General features: G+C 58.9%; 19 protein-coding genes and 1 other RNA gene. 9 read left to right on the forward strand and 11 right to left on the reverse strand.

Features of this window, described 5'->3' with window-relative positions; translation table 11 throughout:
- Nucleotides 1-70 precede the first annotated feature (70 nt).
- The 3 genes from ssrA to GSP01_RS08835 all read left to right on the forward strand — a co-directional run bounded on the left by ssrA (nucleotide 71) and on the right by GSP01_RS08835 (nucleotide 1,557).
- Nucleotides 71-395: a transfer-messenger RNA gene (gene ssrA / locus GSP01_RS08825) on the forward strand.
- A 101-nt stretch (nucleotides 396-496) separates the two neighbouring features.
- Nucleotides 497-1,072, forward strand: a complete 576-nt coding sequence (locus GSP01_RS08830) for an SspB family protein (RefSeq protein ID WP_141352765.1) — start codon at nucleotides 497-499, stop codon at nucleotides 1,070-1,072.
- A 92-nt stretch (nucleotides 1,073-1,164) separates the two neighbouring features.
- Nucleotides 1,165-1,557 (forward strand): VOC family protein, encoded by a 393-nt coding sequence (locus GSP01_RS08835; protein ID WP_011252963.1) that lies wholly within the window; start codon nucleotides 1,165-1,167, stop codon nucleotides 1,555-1,557.
- Between the two features lie 33 nt (nucleotides 1,558-1,590).
- Here the strand turns inward: GSP01_RS08835 and GSP01_RS08840 are convergent, their stop codons facing one another.
- The 3 genes from GSP01_RS08840 to GSP01_RS08850 all read right to left on the reverse strand — a co-directional run bounded on the left by GSP01_RS08840 (nucleotide 1,591) and on the right by GSP01_RS08850 (nucleotide 3,561).
- The gene (locus GSP01_RS08840) at nucleotides 1,591-1,809 is read right to left on the reverse strand and encodes a hypothetical protein (protein ID WP_011252962.1); all 219 of its coding nucleotides are present in this window, start codon (nucleotides 1,807-1,809) and stop codon (nucleotides 1,591-1,593) included.
- 80 nt (nucleotides 1,810-1,889) lie between these two features.
- The gene (locus GSP01_RS08845) at nucleotides 1,890-2,687 is read right to left on the reverse strand and encodes an ABC transporter ATP-binding protein (RefSeq protein ID WP_141352767.1); all 798 of its coding nucleotides are present in this window, start codon (nucleotides 2,685-2,687) and stop codon (nucleotides 1,890-1,892) included.
- Nucleotides 2,688-2,691: 4 nt separating this feature from the next.
- Complete coding sequence (locus GSP01_RS08850; protein ID WP_141352769.1) at nucleotides 2,692-3,561, reverse strand: ABC transporter permease; 870 nt, start codon at nucleotides 3,559-3,561, stop codon at nucleotides 2,692-2,694.
- A 207-nt stretch (nucleotides 3,562-3,768) separates the two neighbouring features.
- Between GSP01_RS08850 and GSP01_RS08855 the strand changes: the two genes are divergently transcribed.
- The 3 genes from GSP01_RS08855 to GSP01_RS08865 are packed head-to-tail and all read left to right on the forward strand — an operon-like array spanning nucleotide 3,769 to nucleotide 6,312.
- A complete protein-coding gene (locus GSP01_RS08855) occupies nucleotides 3,769-5,127 on the forward strand; it encodes a lytic transglycosylase domain-containing protein (RefSeq protein WP_141352771.1) in 1,359 nt (452 codons plus the stop codon).
- A gap of 52 nt (nucleotides 5,128-5,179) precedes the next feature.
- Nucleotides 5,180-5,728, forward strand: coding sequence for a peroxiredoxin (locus GSP01_RS08860; RefSeq protein WP_141352773.1), 549 nt, complete (start codon nucleotides 5,180-5,182; stop codon nucleotides 5,726-5,728).
- Entirely contained in the window at nucleotides 5,725-6,312 is a 588-nt protein-coding gene (locus GSP01_RS08865) for a DUF1643 domain-containing protein (RefSeq protein WP_141352775.1), read from the forward strand. Before GSP01_RS08860 ends, GSP01_RS08865 begins: the two co-directional genes overlap by 4 nt.
- A gap of 50 nt (nucleotides 6,313-6,362) precedes the next feature.
- Here GSP01_RS08865 and GSP01_RS08870 read toward each other — a convergent pair whose 3' ends face one another.
- Entirely contained in the window at nucleotides 6,363-6,971 is a 609-nt protein-coding gene (locus tag GSP01_RS08870; RefSeq protein WP_167495508.1) for a POTRA domain-containing protein, read from the reverse strand.
- A 297-nt stretch (nucleotides 6,972-7,268) separates the two neighbouring features.
- Between GSP01_RS08870 and GSP01_RS08875 the strand changes: the two genes are divergently transcribed.
- Together GSP01_RS08875 and GSP01_RS08880 are read left to right on the forward strand one after the other, a co-directional pair.
- On the forward strand, nucleotides 7,269-8,828 hold the full coding sequence (locus tag GSP01_RS08875) for a carbohydrate porin (RefSeq protein WP_141352779.1): 1,560 nt from the start codon (nucleotides 7,269-7,271) through the stop codon (nucleotides 8,826-8,828).
- Nucleotides 8,829-8,976: 148 nt separating this feature from the next.
- Nucleotides 8,977-11,226: a TonB-dependent receptor gene (locus GSP01_RS08880; protein WP_141352781.1), complete on the forward strand. Its 2,250-nt coding sequence runs from the start codon at nucleotides 8,977-8,979 to the stop codon at nucleotides 11,224-11,226.
- Between the two features lie 87 nt (nucleotides 11,227-11,313).
- Here GSP01_RS08880 and GSP01_RS08885 read toward each other — a convergent pair whose 3' ends face one another.
- The 6 genes from GSP01_RS08885 to GSP01_RS15180 form a co-directional block, all read right to left on the reverse strand.
- Nucleotides 11,314-12,852: a carbohydrate porin gene (locus GSP01_RS08885; protein ID WP_228123940.1), complete on the reverse strand. Its 1,539-nt coding sequence runs from the start codon at nucleotides 12,850-12,852 to the stop codon at nucleotides 11,314-11,316.
- 241 nt (nucleotides 12,853-13,093) lie between these two features.
- A complete protein-coding gene (locus tag GSP01_RS08890) occupies nucleotides 13,094-14,581 on the reverse strand; it encodes a peptide MFS transporter (protein ID WP_141352785.1) in 1,488 nt (495 codons plus the stop codon).
- Nucleotides 14,582-14,617: 36 nt separating this feature from the next.
- A complete protein-coding gene (locus GSP01_RS14730) occupies nucleotides 14,618-14,767 on the reverse strand; it encodes a hypothetical protein (RefSeq protein WP_167495509.1) in 150 nt (49 codons plus the stop codon).
- A 4-nt stretch (nucleotides 14,768-14,771) separates the two neighbouring features.
- Nucleotides 14,772-15,692: a DnaJ C-terminal domain-containing protein gene (locus GSP01_RS08895; protein ID WP_141352787.1), complete on the reverse strand. Its 921-nt coding sequence runs from the start codon at nucleotides 15,690-15,692 to the stop codon at nucleotides 14,772-14,774.
- Nucleotides 15,689-15,847, reverse strand: coding sequence for a hypothetical protein (locus GSP01_RS14735; RefSeq protein ID WP_165919964.1), 159 nt, complete (start codon nucleotides 15,845-15,847; stop codon nucleotides 15,689-15,691). Before GSP01_RS14735 ends, GSP01_RS08895 begins: the two co-directional genes overlap by 4 nt.
- Nucleotides 15,848-15,894: 47 nt before the next feature.
- Nucleotides 15,895-16,164 (reverse strand): hypothetical protein, encoded by a 270-nt coding sequence (locus GSP01_RS15180; protein WP_228123939.1) that lies wholly within the window; start codon nucleotides 16,162-16,164, stop codon nucleotides 15,895-15,897.
- Between GSP01_RS15180 and GSP01_RS15185 the strand changes: the two genes are divergently transcribed.
- On the forward strand, nucleotides 16,144-16,275 hold the full coding sequence (locus tag GSP01_RS15185) for a hypothetical protein (RefSeq protein ID WP_255320885.1): 132 nt from the start codon (nucleotides 16,144-16,146) through the stop codon (nucleotides 16,273-16,275). The genes GSP01_RS15180 and GSP01_RS15185 overlap by 21 nt on opposite strands.
- 46 nt (nucleotides 16,276-16,321) lie before the next feature.
- Here GSP01_RS15185 and GSP01_RS15190 read toward each other — a convergent pair.
- Nucleotides 16,322-16,869, reverse strand: a 548-nt coding sequence (locus GSP01_RS15190) for an alpha/beta hydrolase (RefSeq protein WP_255320886.1), incomplete at its 5' end; no start/stop codon positions are given.

Here is a 16,869-nt window from a genome sequence, read left to right on the forward strand (position 1 = left end):
TCGTCCCGCGTCATCCGAATGAATCGGATTGACACGATTCCGGACGTCTAATTTTTTTCGTAGCCGCTTTTCCCTTGCGACAGGCCAGCCGGGCTCCTATGTTCACCAATGCAAGGGGTTCGTCCCCGGCTATGGCGATAAACGGTAAGTGGAATAAGTGTTGTGGACCCGGGGGCAGTGCCCGGCGTCTCCACCATGAAAAACCCCTCGCAAAAGGGGTCTGTGGGGACGAAACAGGCTCGACGCGCACGGTAAAGACTTATCTTTTGCCCGGCATTGTACCACCGTCATCGGGCTAAACTTACAAGTGCCAACGATAACTCAGAGGTGCTCGCTGTCGCTGCATAAGCGATAAGCGCGGTTCGGGAGGGCACCGGGCAACAGAAGCCCTCCCACCTCATCATGTCTCCGACATTCCTCTCAAAGACGGCTTGCCATCCGTGCCGGTCTGTCGCATCCCTTGATGAAAGTTGACCGAAACATCAGGCTTGCGACCATGAGCGACGACGATCACAACGGCCAGGACGGCTTCGAGCACGAGCTTCCCGAAAGCCTTCTCCCTTATGATGACTGGGTGGAAGACGCCTACCGTGAGGTCATGCTGCGTGCGATCGAGCATGTTGCGGCCGAGGGGCTGCCGGGGGCCCATCACTTCTATCTGACATTCCGGACGAACCGGCCGGATGTGATCATCCCTGCCCGTCTGCGGGCACAGTATCCCGAAGAAATGACCATCGTTCTTCAGCACCAGTTCTGGGATCTGGCGTTGAACCGCGAGAAGAACGTGATTTCCGTTGGCCTCTCCTTCGGCGGCGTCGGCAGCATCCTGAGCATCCCCGTGAACGCCATCACGGCCTTTGCTGATCCCCATATCCGCATGGCGCTGCGCTTCAGCCATTCCCCGCTGGAGGAGGATGACGACGTCGAAATCCCCGAAGGCGCTGTAGAGCCGGACGATATCGATCCCGCTCACCACCCTGAGGTCCAGCCGGAAACGGCACCCTCCAAAGACGTAAAGAAAGATGCGGAAGTCGTTAGCCTAGCCGCATTCCGAAAGCGGCCGCCAACCTGAGCATCCGCCCTGCAGGATTTCGAAAACAGATTGGCCAGACAGTGTTTTTCCGGCCTATATTAGCCGGAATGTCGCTCTCATGAGGGATCCCCATGCGCTTTACCGTCGATCGCCTTGACCATATCGTGCTGACCGTCCGAGACCGGACCCTGTCTGCGTCTTGGTATCAGCGTGTTCTGGGAATGGATATCGACGAATACGGCCGCAACAACCGTGTGGCCCTTAGCTTTGGCGGGCAGAAAATTAATCTGCGTCCTGAAGGCTCAGAAGGCTGGGAGACGGCGGGCGATGCCGCGCCGGGAACGTCAGACCTGTGCTTTACGACAGCCATCGCCAGCGAACATATCGTCCGGCATCTGGAAAAATGCGGAGTGGAGATCGTCGAAGGCCCGGTAGCGCGTTTAGGGGCGCTGGGTCCGATCACGTCCGTCTATTGCCGCGACCCGGACGGTAATCTGATCGAACTCGCCTCCTATAACGGCTGAGGACGGCAGAGCAACGCCCCGCCGCCCACTGGGTCACCAATTCTTGGAAATCAGCCAGAACTCTTCGGAAGTCAGCGTGATGGCATTACAGTCCTTCGTTTCGGCCGCAGCCTTGGCGAGGGCGTGAATGCGTTCGATCATGATCGTCTTGCGCTGGTGAGCCTCGGACGTTTCTTTGACGGTCGATAAAGTCTGCAGAGCGGACTCGGACGCTTTGGCGACGCGCGCGGCGTCAATAGCGGCATAAGACATGAACTGTCTCCCTGAATGTCAAAACCAGGAGGCAGCCTACTCCACGCAAGATCGGATACCAACTCCGCCAGCAGCACACCCTAGACGGGCGTTGCCGCCACCGCTGCCTCATAGGCGTCCAGCACATCCGCAGCCGGACCATCCATGCGGACCTCCCCGCTCTCCATCCAGATGATGCGCGTGCACCATTGACGCAGAACCGTCAGCGCATGCGATGTCACGACCAAGATCTCCGCCGCATCGACCATCCCTTCCAGCCGCGACCTGGCCTTGTCCTGAAACTTCTGGTCACCGGCCATGAACCATTCGTCCATCAGCAGGATGCGGGAGCGCGGTACCGTTGCCAGCGCGAAACCCAACCGGATGGACATACCCGAGGAATAGAGACGCACCGGAAGATCGAAAAACACACCCAGATCTGAGAACGCCTCCACATCCTTTTCCAGCTCCTGCGTTGCTGCCCTGGTCAGTCCCATCCGGCAGGCGAAGAGCTGGATGTTTTCTCGCCCCGTGAGCTCGCTGTTCATGCCGGCTTTCGGATCGATAAGAGCATGGGTATCGCCTTCGATATCCAGAATCCCATCATCCGTTTCATAAATCCCGGCCAGAACACGCAGCAGCGTCGATTTTCCCGCCCCGTTATGCCCAACGAGGCCGACCCTTTCTCCTTCCGAAATCGTGAAGCTGACCCGAGAAAGAGCCTGGACTTCCACGACCTCGGCGGCATTGCCGCTCACCCGCATCCTCCCACCAACCGCTTCCGTCTTTCCGGACACAGTGCTTCGGGCACGGGACAGCAGGGTCTTTTTCAGGGAGCGGGAACCGCCGTGGAGTACGGGGAAAGACAGGGATAGATCTTCAAGACGGATATGGGCCATGGCGTCAGATCCAAAAAACCAGGCGCGACCGCACCCGGATGAATGACCGCACGGCAATCAGCCAGAACACGACGCTGGTGACCAGCGCAATGCTCCAGATCTGCAAGGACGGCACACGGCCCAGAAGCGGCTCACGCACGATTTCCAGCAGCGGATAGAACGGATTGTACAGCAGGTAAGCTGCCCTGGGCCCGAGCTGCTGCGGCATCCAGATGACCGGCGTGACATAGAACACGATCTGTAACAGCGCGCCGATGATCGGTGCGACATCGCGGAAACGCGCGCAGAGCGAACCAAACAACATACAGGCGGCAAAACCGTCCAATCCCCACAGCACAAGCGCAGGGATCGCCAGCAGGGCGTCGATCCCCGGCCAGAGATGATAGAGGGCGAACACGCCAAGCGGCACGACGATGTTGTGAGCGAAAACGATTGCATTGCGCACCACGACCCGCACCGCATACAGCAGGAACGGCAGTCGAACAGATCGCACCATGTCCTCGGCATCAAGGAAGCATGTGCAGGATTCCTGGATCAGGCTGGAGAACCCGACGCTCCACAGAGTCAGCGACAGCGACAAAAACGGTAGATAGGACGCAAGCTGCATGTGAAACAGCTTACTGTAGAGCGTCCCCATCGAAGCGACCATCAGGGCAGAGGTAATGGTCAGCCAGAACGGCCCGAGCGCGGACCCGCGGTACCGGAGCCTGATATCGAGCCAGCCCAGCCTGACACCCAGACGCCATAAACGCCGTGTTTCTTTCCAGTCAGCCCAAGCCCGAGCCGCAGGACTGCCCCGAAGAGCATCACGACTGACCTGCCTGTGCGGCGCATCGTTACGTGCGGCATCTGAAGCTGGAGGAGATACACTCATATGGTCCGCCTACCCGATCCCCCCACCCCCGGCAAGAAGGCGGGCGGGAGAAGCTCATATTCGGGAAATAAATCTCCGCTACACTCCTTTCCGTAAGCTGTTTTCTGTTAGAAAATCTGTTCTGCAGAGCCCTTTTTCCTAGTTTCGCCGTAATCCCCGTGTATGCTGGTCACATTGAGACAAGTTTTTCTCAGGTGCCCAGACCCGATGCCCAGACCCGCCTTTCCGTTTCGGACCACTGTCCGCACCCTGTCTCTCATCCGTGCGGGTGTCGCTTTTAGTCTGGTCGGACTGCTCGCCGCCTGCGCTGGCAACAATGCTGACATGGGCGGCGGATCGGAGCTTCCGGTTTCACAGGAAGCAGCGAATTACCGCGCCCATGCGAAATCCTATTATGCCCCTCCCGGCCCACCCAGTGATCCCTGGGGGCCTTACATCCAAGAGGCTTCCAACCGCTTTGATGTACCCGAAGCCTGGATCCGGGCCGTCATGCAGCAGGAATCGGGCGGACACCTTTTCGATCATAACGGTAATTTCATCACATCGGTTCCCGGCGCCATGGGCCTTCTTCAACTCATGCCACCAACCTATGACGACATGCGCCAGCAATACGGGCTTGGCGAAGATCCTTACGACCCGCACGACAACATCCTCGCGGGGACGGCCTATCTCCGGCAAATGTATGATATCTACGGATCTCCCGGCTTTCTCGCGGCCTATAACGACGGACCCGGAAGCCTCGACCGCTATCTCCGTCGGGGCCGCGCCCTGCCCCGCGAAACACGCCGCTATGTGGCTGCCATCGGCCCGCATATCGCTGGCATCACGCCGCATAACCGCTCCGCGGCCGACCTTCTGGTCGCCCAGCACGATCCCAATTCCCAGGTCATGCTGGCCCAGAACACACAATCAGCAGACATAGCCCCCGTCACTTCTGCTTCCGAGCAGCAGGCCGTCAGCGCAGCATGGAGCCACAGGGAAACCACCGGGACATCGCCTGACGATTCAGATTCCGAGACTCCGACCTCGACAGCTCAGACGGCTCCCATCCAGGTTGCATCCGCCGCAGGATCCGAGGCCCCCGCTAGCATCAGCGCAGCCTGGGCCGCGCGCGGTTTTGCGCCGACACCGGCCCGGCCCACCCTCCGGCAGGCGTCCGTTCCCGATGACGAAGTCGCGGATAACCGGGTTACGGCACAGGAAATCCCGATCGGGCATCACCTGCGGCCTCAGCCAATCATGGCCGTCATGCCGGCCAGCCGGCTGCAGCCCCACATTACCCTTCCGGCAGTCTCCACGTCGTCCAAAGCGGCAACGGGCAACTGGGCCATTCAGGTCGGCGCCTTCGCCAATTCGAAGCAGGCAAGCATTGCCACGTCGGCAGCCCACAGCAAAGGTGGCGCCGTAGTGGCTTCGGCCCGATCACAGGTTGAGAGCGTGAAGGGGGGCCGTTCGCATCTCTATCGCGCCCGCCTCACCGGTCTGACGCATGAAAATGCAGTTGCAGCCTGTCGCCGTCTGTCGCACGGTTCTCCATGCGTCGTGGTTCCGCCCGGCGCATATTGATCCGTTTTCCGGGCCTTTCCGCCCGCTTTTCTGACAGGGATACACCACCCCGATGCGCCGCTTCTTTGCAACGACCGCTTTCTGCGCTGTCGCCCTCACCGGCGCCCTAACCACCACTCCGGCACATGCCGCCCTTGAAACTGGCACCCATGCTCCGGATTTTTCCGCTTCTGCCAGCCTCGGCGGGCACGAGTTCACCTATCATCTGGCGGATGCCCTCAAGACCGGACCCGTCGTGCTGTATTTCTACCCGGCTGCCTTCACCAAAGGCTGCACGATCGAAGCCCATGAGTTCGCAGATGCCATCCCGGACTTCAAGGCGCAGGGCGCCACTGTCATCGGTATCTCCATGGATCCGATCGACAAGCTGAACCGCTTCTCAGTCAGTGAGTGCCGCAGTGTTTTCCCGGTTGCAGCCGATCCCACCGGCAAGATCACCCTCAGCTATGCTGCCAAAATGCCCCTGCTCCACATGGCAAGCCGCACATCTTACGTCATCGCGCAGGACGGCCATATCGTCATGAGCTATGCTTCGATGTCTCCTGACGGGCATGTTTCGCGCTCCCTGGCCGCAGTAAAGGCTCTGAAGCAGCATCCGTGAGTACCCGTTCTCCGTCCACATCTCCGGACCTGTTCGGACAGCATCATGTTGGCGGTTCACGTCCTCTGAAGCTTGCTGAAGACATCACCAGCACGGCGATCTACGGCGGCCCGCAGGACTGTTACCGTTACACCCTGCGCCGCGTCTGGGACGAACAGCGTCCCATGATCATGTGGCTGATGATGAATCCGTCTGTCGCAACCGAGTTAGGCGATGACCGGACGGTCGCCAAGTGCCAACGCTATGCACGCGCCTGGGGCTATGGCGGCATGTTCGTAGGAAACAGCTTTGCCTATCGCTGTACGGACCAGAAACGGCTATTGGAAGTGCCCGACCCTGTCGGACCGGACAACGATGCCCATCTGCTGGACATGGCCCAACAAGCCGATCTTGTAGTTCTGGCTTACGGCTCCCCACAGGCCAAGGGCCTACGCGCGCGGGGGACAGAAGTCGCCCGCATGCTGGCTCAGAACGGCATCAAAGTGACAGCCCTGCGTCTGAGCAAAAGCGGTCGTCCGGAACACCCACTCTACCTCCCCGCGGCCCTCACCCCACAGCCGCTCGATCCGGATATGCTGGACTGAGCGGCGTTTCTGACGGAACACAAGCCTGACAATCTATTCCCAACTTTATCCTACTCGTGGATACTCCAGACGAGCACCACATGCTGGTCATGGTTGGGATAGGTCGCTTGCGGCTGGATCGAACCGGAGGCTTTCTTGCTCTTGTAGAGGGCCTGAATAGCCTGCATGTCTGCGGCCAGAAGCTCGTTCGTAACCGGGCCGCCGGCCCGAAGCTTTGTCGCGGCTTCCAGATCAGCGGTCGAAACCTTCTTGTTCCCTTGGAACTCTACCTTGTCGAGCACCAGAGCGGTCGGGGTCGCTGCACCTGCAGCCTGCTCCTCAATGACCAGCTTGACAGAGACGGCCTTGCCGGAAACTCGCATCTGCTCCCCCAAGCTGACACCCACATTCCGGGCCGAATACAGATCGCCCACGCGCTTCTGCGCAGCGGCCAGCTCATCGCGCGTGACCATGTCACCCGCGTGATGACCAAAAGCCTGCAAAATATCCGCCGTCGGAACGCGGCTGTTGCCCTGAACGGCTACCGCCATCAACTTTAGCGGAACAGTTGACGCTGGGATAGCGGCGTGAGCGTGCTCGGTGATACTCATTCCGGTAACAGGGACCACGGCAAGCGAAACACCAAGAAAACTCCGGGCCAGCAGGAAGCGAAGGGACATCTGGCAATCTCCTATTAATGAAAAAATGAGAAAATCTCGGACTTTTACGCTACAGGACTTCCCTGCTTTGGCAAATTTTTCTCTGAACCCCGGCTGAAGCAACATCTTCCGGGCCGATGCGTTCAGTACCCTCGAACCCCGATGGCACCTTCTTTTCGACGCCTTTCCTCCAGTACTGGCGCCTCGGGTCCAATTCTGCCCCTGACAGGACTTTCAGGGTTACACTGCTCCCAGAAGCTTTGACCCACCATCAGACTCCCGTTTTACCACCTCCATTGAAAAGGCCCCGCCCGCTTCATGCCTGTACTCGCTTCCTTCGCCCGGAATTCTTTCCGAATCCGTTCCGAACACTTGCAGTCTGTCCTGATGGGGCTTTTTTCCGTTTCCATACTGACTGCCACCGTCGACAACGCTCAGGCACAGTCTGCCCCTGACCCCAACAGCGCCCGCAACCGCGTTTCCAGAGCCGCTGCCCTGTCGTCTCCTGCCCCCCAGAACAGTGAGACACCGGCCAATGGTGGCAGCAACGCGCCCATCATGCAGAACACCGTCTCCGGCTTCGCCCAGACCGAAGGAGACCCGGGACCGTATTTTGCTGCCCCCATGGGATCGCAGCATTTCCTGGGAGACTGGGGTGGCGTGCAGCCATGGCTCCTCAAGCACGGCATTCACCTCATGGCCGCCATCAACGAAGAATTTGCCGGCAACGTCACGGGCGGCAAAGAGCGTGCCTATTCCGACGCCGGACAGGTCGGCATTGAACTGGATATCGACTGGGACAAGCTCGCCGGCGTGCGGAATTTCTGGACGCATACCCTGATCGTCAACGGGCATGGCCAGAGCGTTTCACGCAATTTCGGCGACTCCATCGCTGCTGCTCAGCAGATCTACGGTGCCCGAGGCAACGTGGTGGCGCACATGGTCGCGATGTATGGCGAGATGTCCTTCGTTCATAACCGGATCGACGTCAGCGCGGGCTGGATTCCGGTCGGCAGCTTTTTTGCCGCCTCCCCGCTGTTCTGCGACTTCATGAACGTCGCCATGTGCGGCAATCCCGCGCCGAGCAAGTACACCGAAGGCAACCGTGACTGGCCATCAGGCAATCTGGGCGCAGTCGTCCGAGCCATGCCGACCATGGACACCTATATCATGGCAGGCCTCTTCGCGGTCAGCCCGCATTCCTATAACGGCGGCATTTCGGGCTGGTCCTGGGCGCAGTCGGGCCTCGGTAAATTCTCCACGCCCGTTGAAATCGGCTGGACCCCCACGTTCGGCCACAACCAGCTTCAGGGCCATTACGTCATCGGTTATTCCTACGACAATTCGCGTTACGCAAATCTATACGAGGACATTCACGGCAATTCCTGGCAGCTTACGGGGCAACCTCGCCGCTACGAGGCTGGCCGTAACAGTGCCTGGCTTATCCTGGACCAAATGTTGGTTCGCAATGGCCCCGGCAAAACAAATGGCCTGATTGCCATGGCGGGTGCAATGTACAGCGATGGCAAAACCGTCGCGATGCGTGATCATGAATGGGCTGGTCTGGTCGATACCGGCGCCGCCTGGGGCCGGCCGCTCGATACAGTGGGCGCCATGTACCAGCATTTCGACATGAGCCACACTGCGGCCCTACAGCAGGAATCGTCCCTGGCACTTGGCCTGCCCTATCAGACCAACCAGTGGGGTGCGGTCTACGGTCCGCAGAGTCATGAGAATGTGTACGAGCTGTTCTATTCGGCCCATATCGCCCGGGCGATGGCACTTCAACCGGACTTCCAGTACATCCAGCGCCCGAGCGCCACGACGACCTTCCATGACGCTGCCGTTCTGGGCGTTCAGTTCACCGTCGTTCTCTGACACGCGGAACACAGCGATTTTCTGCAAGGCGGGGCCTAAAGGGTCCCGCTTTTTCGTGTCCGGTCACCTTCCGGCAATCACAATTTAGTTGCGAATAATTCGCATTATACCGATAACCCGCCAGAGTGTTTATTGTTCCGAGGTTTTCGTGCGCGCATCGCTTTCTGCACCGTTCTGTCACCCATGGCGGGCTGCGCGCCTGTCATGCCTGTTACTGGCAGGAACAGCCTTCCCCGTTCTCGCAGCCGATTCTGTCCCGACCACAGCAACCGCCATGGCCCCCAAAACCACGCCAGCCGCCAAACCTATCCGTGCTGCAGCGCCGGTCACGCCGGACGAGGAAATCGTGGTTCGGGCTAGAAAGCGAGACCAAATGCAGGTCAGCAGCGGCGGACAGCTTGGCGCTCTGGGCAACAAGAAAGGGCTGGATGTTCCGTTCAACATCCGCAGCTATAATTCCAGCCTGATCCTGAACCAGCAGTCCCAAACGCTGGGCGAAGTGCTGGAAAACGATCCCACCGTCCGAACCACTTTCGGCTACGGCAATTTCTCCGAAATGTTTGTCATTCGCGGTTTTGCGGTGGATGGAGACGACGTGTCGATCAACGGCCTGTACGGCATCACTCCCCGTCAGCTCGTCTCGCCCGAACTATACGATCAGGTGCAGGTTCTCAACGGGGCCAGCGCATTCCTCAACGGCGCAGCACCGAGCGGGTCAGCCATTGGCGGCAATATCAATCTGCTGTTCAAGCATGCGACAAATGCCCCCCTCACCCGCATTACAGGTGACTACACCAGCAGCGCCATGGGCGGTGGCAGCATAGATGTCGGCCGTCGTTTCGGCGAGGACAAGGCCTTTGGCGTGCGGCTGAACGTAGCGGGCAAGAGCGGCGAGGATTCCGTAACGGATGAATACCGCCATTCCACAACGCTGGGCGCGGATTTCGACTGGCATGACCGCAGCAACCGCACCCGAATCACCATGGATATCGACTACGAAAACCAGGGTGTGAATGGTGGCCGACCGGCAATCTTCCTGGGCAGCGATGTCACATCCGTTCCGCACCCTGCTGCGCCTTCGCACAATTTCGGTCAGCGCTGGGCCTATAACAACCTGAACTATATCTTCGGCATGCTCAACGTCGAGCATGACCTGACGAGAAACATCACGCTCTATGGTGCCTTCGGGGCCCTGACCAGCAACGAAAAGGGCAATTACTCCAACCCGACCGTCACCGATGCCACCACCGGCGCTGGAACAGCCGGTGCCATGTATGTGCCGTACGATCAAACCAATGAAAGCACCCGCGCAGGTGTTCGCGCCCATTTCCGCACCGGCCCCGTCCGCCACGAGATCAACGCCGGTGGATCCGGTCTATGGGAAGACAGCGCCGCCGCTTATACGATGGCTCTCACCCCCGGTACGACCAACATCTACAACACGCCACAATTTGCCGCCCCAGCCGAGACCTTTGCGGGTGGCGTCGTCAACGACCCGCAGACGATCAGCCGAACCCGCCTGTACAGCCTGTTCTTCTCGGACACGATGTCGTTCTTTCATGACCGTGTCGCCCTGACAGGCGGTTTCCGGTACCAGAACATGCTCATCAACGGCTACAATTACAGCACGACCGGTCAGGGCGCGATGAGCAGCCATTATGACCAGGATGCCATCACGCCGGTCGTCGGGCTGGTCATCCACCCGACCCGCCGGACATCGCTGTATTTCAATCGGATTGAGGGCCTTTCGCAAGGGCCGACGGCAACTGGAAACGTTCAGAACGTGGGCGAGATCTTCCCGCCCTACAAATCCACCCAGTATGAAGTCGGCGCGAAATACGACACGGGCCGTTTCAGCGCCGCGCTTGCCGTCTATGAAATTTCACAGCCCAATGCCTATTCCGTGGCGGTCGGCAATACGGGTGAATTCGCTTTTCGCGAAGACGGTCTGCAACGCAATCGCGGTATCGAACTGACGCTGAATGGAGAAATCATGCCTGGACTACGCTTCAATGGCGGCGGCACGGTGATTCAGGCGGATCTACGCCATACGGCAGGTGGCCTGCAGGACGGTAACACGGCTATCGGCGTGCCGAACTACACGATCAACGGCAATCTCGAATACGATCTACCATTCCTCAAGGGCGCTACGGTCGTGGGCCGTGTAGTCAACACCGGCAAGCAGTGGGTCAACACGGCCAATACGCTACACATCCCGGTCTGGACACGCTTCGATCTGGCGGGACGCTATACTTTCGTAACGCATCACACACCGGTCACCCTGCGCTTCGGCGTCGATAACCTGGCCAATACGCGCTACTGGTCCTCGGCTTTCAACGGCTACCTGATGCAGGGCATGCCCCGCACCTTCAAGTTCTCCTTCACGACGGATTTGTAACCCGTCTCATACCGCCGAAAACGAAAAACGCGCCCTCCCTTCCGGGAGCGGCGCGTTTTTCATGTCCAGTCCTCCGATCGGTAAAGATCAGAACGTAATACCCGTCTCGAAATCCAGAAGCAGCGGGTTCTTGTAGCGGTTCGTACCGCCGGCGCTCCAGATATACTGCGCACCTGGCCGGACCACGAGCCAGGGCGTCGGACGCCAGCCGTAGTTCAGTTCGATCGCATGCTCACCGGAGGGCTTGTTGATACCCTGTGCGCCGGAGGCCTGCATCTGGCGCGCCCAGGTCGTCAGCTTCGGATTCACCCAGAGCATCTTCATGCCCAGACTGATCGTATCGTTCGGGCGATTGCGGAACGTGCCCTTGCGGGTCACACCCCAGGTGATGAAATACGGTGCAACGGACGTGCGTGGATCGCCCCATGTAAAAGATGTAAACAGCGTCGTGCCACGATTCGGATCAGCCGCATCACGCTCCAGCATCCGGTCGAACTGGAACCAGCCACCGAATCGCCCACGGACCTTCTGTGTCGGGGCGGACAGTAAATACTCGGCTGGAACGGAGAACATGCTGAGTTTGGAATAGACATCGCTGACTTCAGACGTATCCCAGTAACCGCCGATCTTGACGTTGGTCTGGAGCGGGCCACTGTAGTCGTCCTTGCCGCCCTGATGCCAGCCGAGCTGAAACGGAATGTACGTGCCGATGGCATCATGCAGGTTCAGTTTCCAAGCGTTGTGCGTATTCGAGATCGTCGGATCGATCGAATACGCGCCGAACTGTACCAGATAATGATTATTCCCAGCCGGGTAGAACTTCACCCATGCGCCCGGATGAGCCGTCGGGTACCAGCCATAGCCCGAGTTCATCGCAATGGACTGCGGCATGCCGCAGATCGCGTTGGATTCGAACTGGCAATACTGGCTCATACCCCAGTACATGGACGACTGCTCAAAATCGTTCTCGGTATTGATCTCACCGACCTCGGTCGAGACATAGCGGTTCCAGGGCATTTCCCAGGACAGACGAGTCAGACGCACCGTCTCACCCGAACCGAAAATCTGCTGCGGACTATCCAGCGTCGGAAGCGTCGCGCCAAGGCCCAGACCCTGACGCGCCGTGATCACCGTATGAAACATACCCAGATTCCGCCCGGTCAGCTTCTTAAGGTTGAAATCGACATTGATGCCGAACTCATCCGCATAACGCACGGCCTTGGTCTTGCCGCCCATCGGATTGCCGGCGCTGTCCTCAAGATAATGTCCACCGATATTGATGCCCTTGTCAGCCAGCCAAGTGCGCCAGCCCCCCCAGTCACCGGTCATGGTGCTCTGGGTCAGCCAGTCATGGAACGATGCCGGGAAGAAACGGCTTTCCGTTGTATCGGACGTTTTCGCTACGGCCTCGGCGCCTGTCTTTGTCGGAACCGGTTTGAGCAGAGGCGGGACCGGAGAAATGGATTTCGTCCGGATCTGCGGGGTGCCCATGGTTGCTGTACTGGCTCTGGTAGCAGCTTTCTGACGGCCGTCTACAACCCCAGCTGATGCCGTCTGTGCATAGCCAGTGGCAGTAATGCCAGGAAGCACCGCTGTCATGGCACAGGCCGTCAACAGCGCTTTCATACAATCCTGCCCGAACGTCCCCATATTCCAAACTGTCTCCCTGTGACACCATTACAGCCGACAGCACCCGAGGCTGTTGCTGGGCACCGTCATACAGTCCGGAAACGGTCCAGAATAGAGTGGGGAAGAGCTCTGTTTTCGGAACATGCCTTTCGCAATACAGTCCCAAAGCAGAACGCAAAATTTTTATCCGGAGATTTCTCCCGGATTACAAAAAGTTTAACGCTACAGTTTTCAAGACTTACCCGCCGATCACAGTTGCGTGTTCCCGATCCCAGCGGCGCGTCAGAGGCTCAAGGCAGAGCAGCAAAACGACCAGAGCAGCAGCGATTTCACACAAGGTGCGGAAAAGCCCGGCATAAAGAGACGCCCCACCGCCGCCTGCGATGGCTTCCGGAGACAGCGCAGCCTGATTGGCGATAAGGCTGCCCACATACATGGCAATGCCCCACAGCAGATAGAGCGCGCCCATCATAAAGCCACTCAACCGGGCGGGCGAATAACAGGCCACAACGGCCAATCCCAGACCAATTGTCAGCAGTTCACCCAAGGACAGAAAGCCATATCCCACTACCATCACCCAAGGCGACACCAGCCCGTCCGCATGGGCAGCAGCAGCCCACCACACGCCAAACCCCAAGGCGACCATGGCATAGCCAAGGATCATCTTGCGGGCATGGGACGTCTGTTTCTGCTGTTGTCCCATCCGGTTGTAGAGAAAGGCCAGCGCCGGACTGAGAGCCATAATCCAGAGAGAATTGAGAACCTGAAACTGCCCTGCCGACATATGAAACAGCGTCACGCCGCCAATACGGTAATCTCCAGAGACGCCACGAAGGGCAAAAAGTGTCAGGGACGTCATCATCTGCTGGTAGAAAACAAGATAGATCGTCCCCTGCAGGCACAGCATATAGGTCAGCCGCAATCCCGGACGTTCGGCTTTCGGCGCCCGCACATACAGCGCTACCCAGATCGCCGCGAGAATTGCCCCTGCTGCCGTTACGCAAAGCCGTGCCAGAGTATCGCTCCCCAGAATCCATGCGTTGAAAACGGTCATAATGACGAGACCAGCCCCGACCAGTCCAAACCTGCGCAGTGGCACAGGCTGTTTTTCAGAAGCGGGCGTGGTGGCATCAAGCCAGCTGGAGCGCAGCACATAATATAGCAATCCGACCCCAAGCCCGACCGCGCATGCGGCAAACGCAGAAGGCGCGCCATAATGGATCTGCAACCATGGCGTCAGCAGCATGGAAACCGTCGAACCGACATTGACGGACATATAATAGAGCGTGAAAGCGGCATCGAGCGCCGCGTCATCGTTCTTATAGATCCGGCGCACCAGATTTCCGGCATTGGGTTTGAACAGCCCGTTTCCCGTGGAAATGAGAGCCATCGCCACCAGAAGCAAAATATGGGACTGCAATGCTGCGGCCAGAACCGCATAGCCGCCTGTCAGCAGGAGCGCGCCCATGACGACGGTTCGCCGCGCTCCCAGTACGCGGTCTCCAATGACACCGCCAACTAAAGGCGTAATATAAGTGAGCGCCCCGAAGGCGCCCATCATGAGGTTGGCTGCTGCATCACCCATTCGGAGATGCACGACCATGAACAGCGTGAGAACGGCCTGCATACCGTAATATCCGAACCGCTCCCACAGTTCGATGGCCAGAACGACAGTGAACGCCCTACGGCGCATCCCGGGGGCGGAAGGAAGAGAAGAAGCAGTCATGCAGAACCCGTCAGAAACCAGAAGACGGGCCGCACCTTAGGGCAAATGCCACTCTCCGGCGAGGATCAGTGCGTGCGTACTGATAATGCCCAGAACCATCACGAAGATCAGCGCCACAATACCGCCGACGATATCACTCCACGGCCATTCCGGCAGCCTCGACCGGACGCGACGCACCATCCCCATCTCTTCAGCTTTCCTGCTGGCTGAAGAAGGCCTCCAGCTCGGGAGACACAGTACCGATATGAACCTGCAACGTCACCAGCAGATCACCAGCCGGATGCTTTTTATCGCCTGCGACCCCCCGCCCGGACAGACGCAAGACCTTACCGCTGTCAGAATGCTTCGGAATCTTGACCGAAACATCACCCTTGGGCGTCGGAACGGCGATCTTGCCGCCCAGAATAGCCGTCTTCAGATCGAGGTTCTGCGTGATCCGCAGGTTACGCCCCTCACGGACATACCGGCTGTCAGGCGTGACCGTAATCGTCAGAAGCGCGTCACCCGAAACACCCGGCTGCCCGTCCATTCCCGGACGACCAGGAGCGCCCTTGCCGCGCACGCGCAGGGTCTGGCCATCTTCCACCCCTGGTGGAATACGGACCTCGGTATGCCCGCCTTCGCCCAGTGTCAGATCCAGGGACGTCCCCAGAACAGCCTGCTGGAACGAAATCGTCACAGCATAGCGGCGGTCGGAACCCTTGGACGCACGACGACCGGCCGAGCCGCCCGGCTGGAAATCGCCACTAAAGCCGCCACCAAACATGTCCGAAAAGAAAGAACCCAGATCTTCCTGACTGAAACCGCCCTGGAAGCCCTGTGCGCCCCCACGCGGACCGCCCGGGCCATATCCACCACCGCCAAAGCCAGCACCGAACGGTCCCCGTTCCTGACCGTCGGCATCAATCTCACCGCGATCAAAACGCGCGCGCTTTTCCTTGTCGCCGATAATATTATAAGCCTGCCCGACCGCCTTGAAACGTTCCTCGGCCTTCTTGTCGTCCGGATTGTGATCCGGATGGTACTGCTTGGCCAGTTTCCGATACGCGCTGCGGATTTCCTTGTCCGTCGCCGTTTTCGAAACGCCCAATACCGAATATGGGTCGCTCATGTCATCTCCCCGTCTTCTTCAGGTCCCTCATCCAGCAGGGAAATCAGGACCGCAATGACTTCATCCTGCGGGAATCCGGCCCGCACACCGTCTGAGATCAGGGCCTGCAGCTTTGGGCGAAGATAATCCTCTGCGGGATGTCCATCGTCTGCCATTTCTGATCCTCCGTTATCCCCAAATGTGTGATCGCACGAAACTGGGGTCAATGTTTCAGAACAAACTCTGCAATATCAGACACTACTGCACCATCCAGCGGAAGTGATCCATCCGCCGCCGGAGCAACACCAAGATCCGCCAGCGTATGGATTACATTCGGCAGTAGAACAACCTGCGCTTTCGGATCAGCCGCCTTCAGCAGTGGCAGGTCTTCAATTGCGCTAACCTGACGATCCGCCGTCACCTGCATGATCAGAAACGGCCCACGATAAGCCCTGAGTAGAACGACAGGATCATGACGGAAAAGATCGATCATGTAGTCCTGAACGGCTGGATGAAACAGCTAACGCAGTCCCGGGTGCAGCGTCTGGACATTCACATGACGCCCGGCTGCAAGGGCATCAATCGCCCCGTCGATCTGCGGTAGCACTGTCTGCGCTGCAGGCATGGCATGAAGCTGGCTACGCAGCACTTCACCCAGAGGTCGACCGGCAGCGGCCAGAAGGATCAGCCCGCAAATATCGGCGCCCCCCCTGCGCAGAAGCCAAGGCGACAAGCCCACCCTCGCTATGTCCTGCGAGCCAGACATAGCGTACACCAGACTTACGCCGGATGACGGTAATCCAGTTCCGTACATCGGTGGCATAGTCAGCAATCGTAACGTGATTACCATCCGCTACGGCCTGTTTACTGCTGAACATGCCGTGCTTGTCGATCCGGACGGAAGAAATACCGCGTTTCGCCAGCCCATCTGCAATCTGCCGCAGCGTCGCAGGCTTTGGCCCGAGAGCCGAGTTTCCATCCCGGTCCGTCGGTCCAGAGCCCGAAATCATCAGAACGACGGGCGTATTAGCCCCAGCATTTACCAGGGTCCCTTCCAGCGGTCCCAGAGGCCCAGGCGCTTCAATGACAGCACTCTCAGCCGCAAGGGCATAAGACGACAATCCACCAAGGGATAACAGGTACAAAAGGAAACGAAACACTACCGGCTTCATTCTGTGTCTCCCGTTCAGGTACCCCC

The sequence above is a fragment of the Gluconobacter sphaericus NBRC 12467 genome (assembly GCF_006539125.1).
In the GTDB taxonomy this organism is placed as follows: Bacteria; Pseudomonadota; Alphaproteobacteria; order Acetobacterales; family Acetobacteraceae; genus Gluconobacter; species Gluconobacter sphaericus.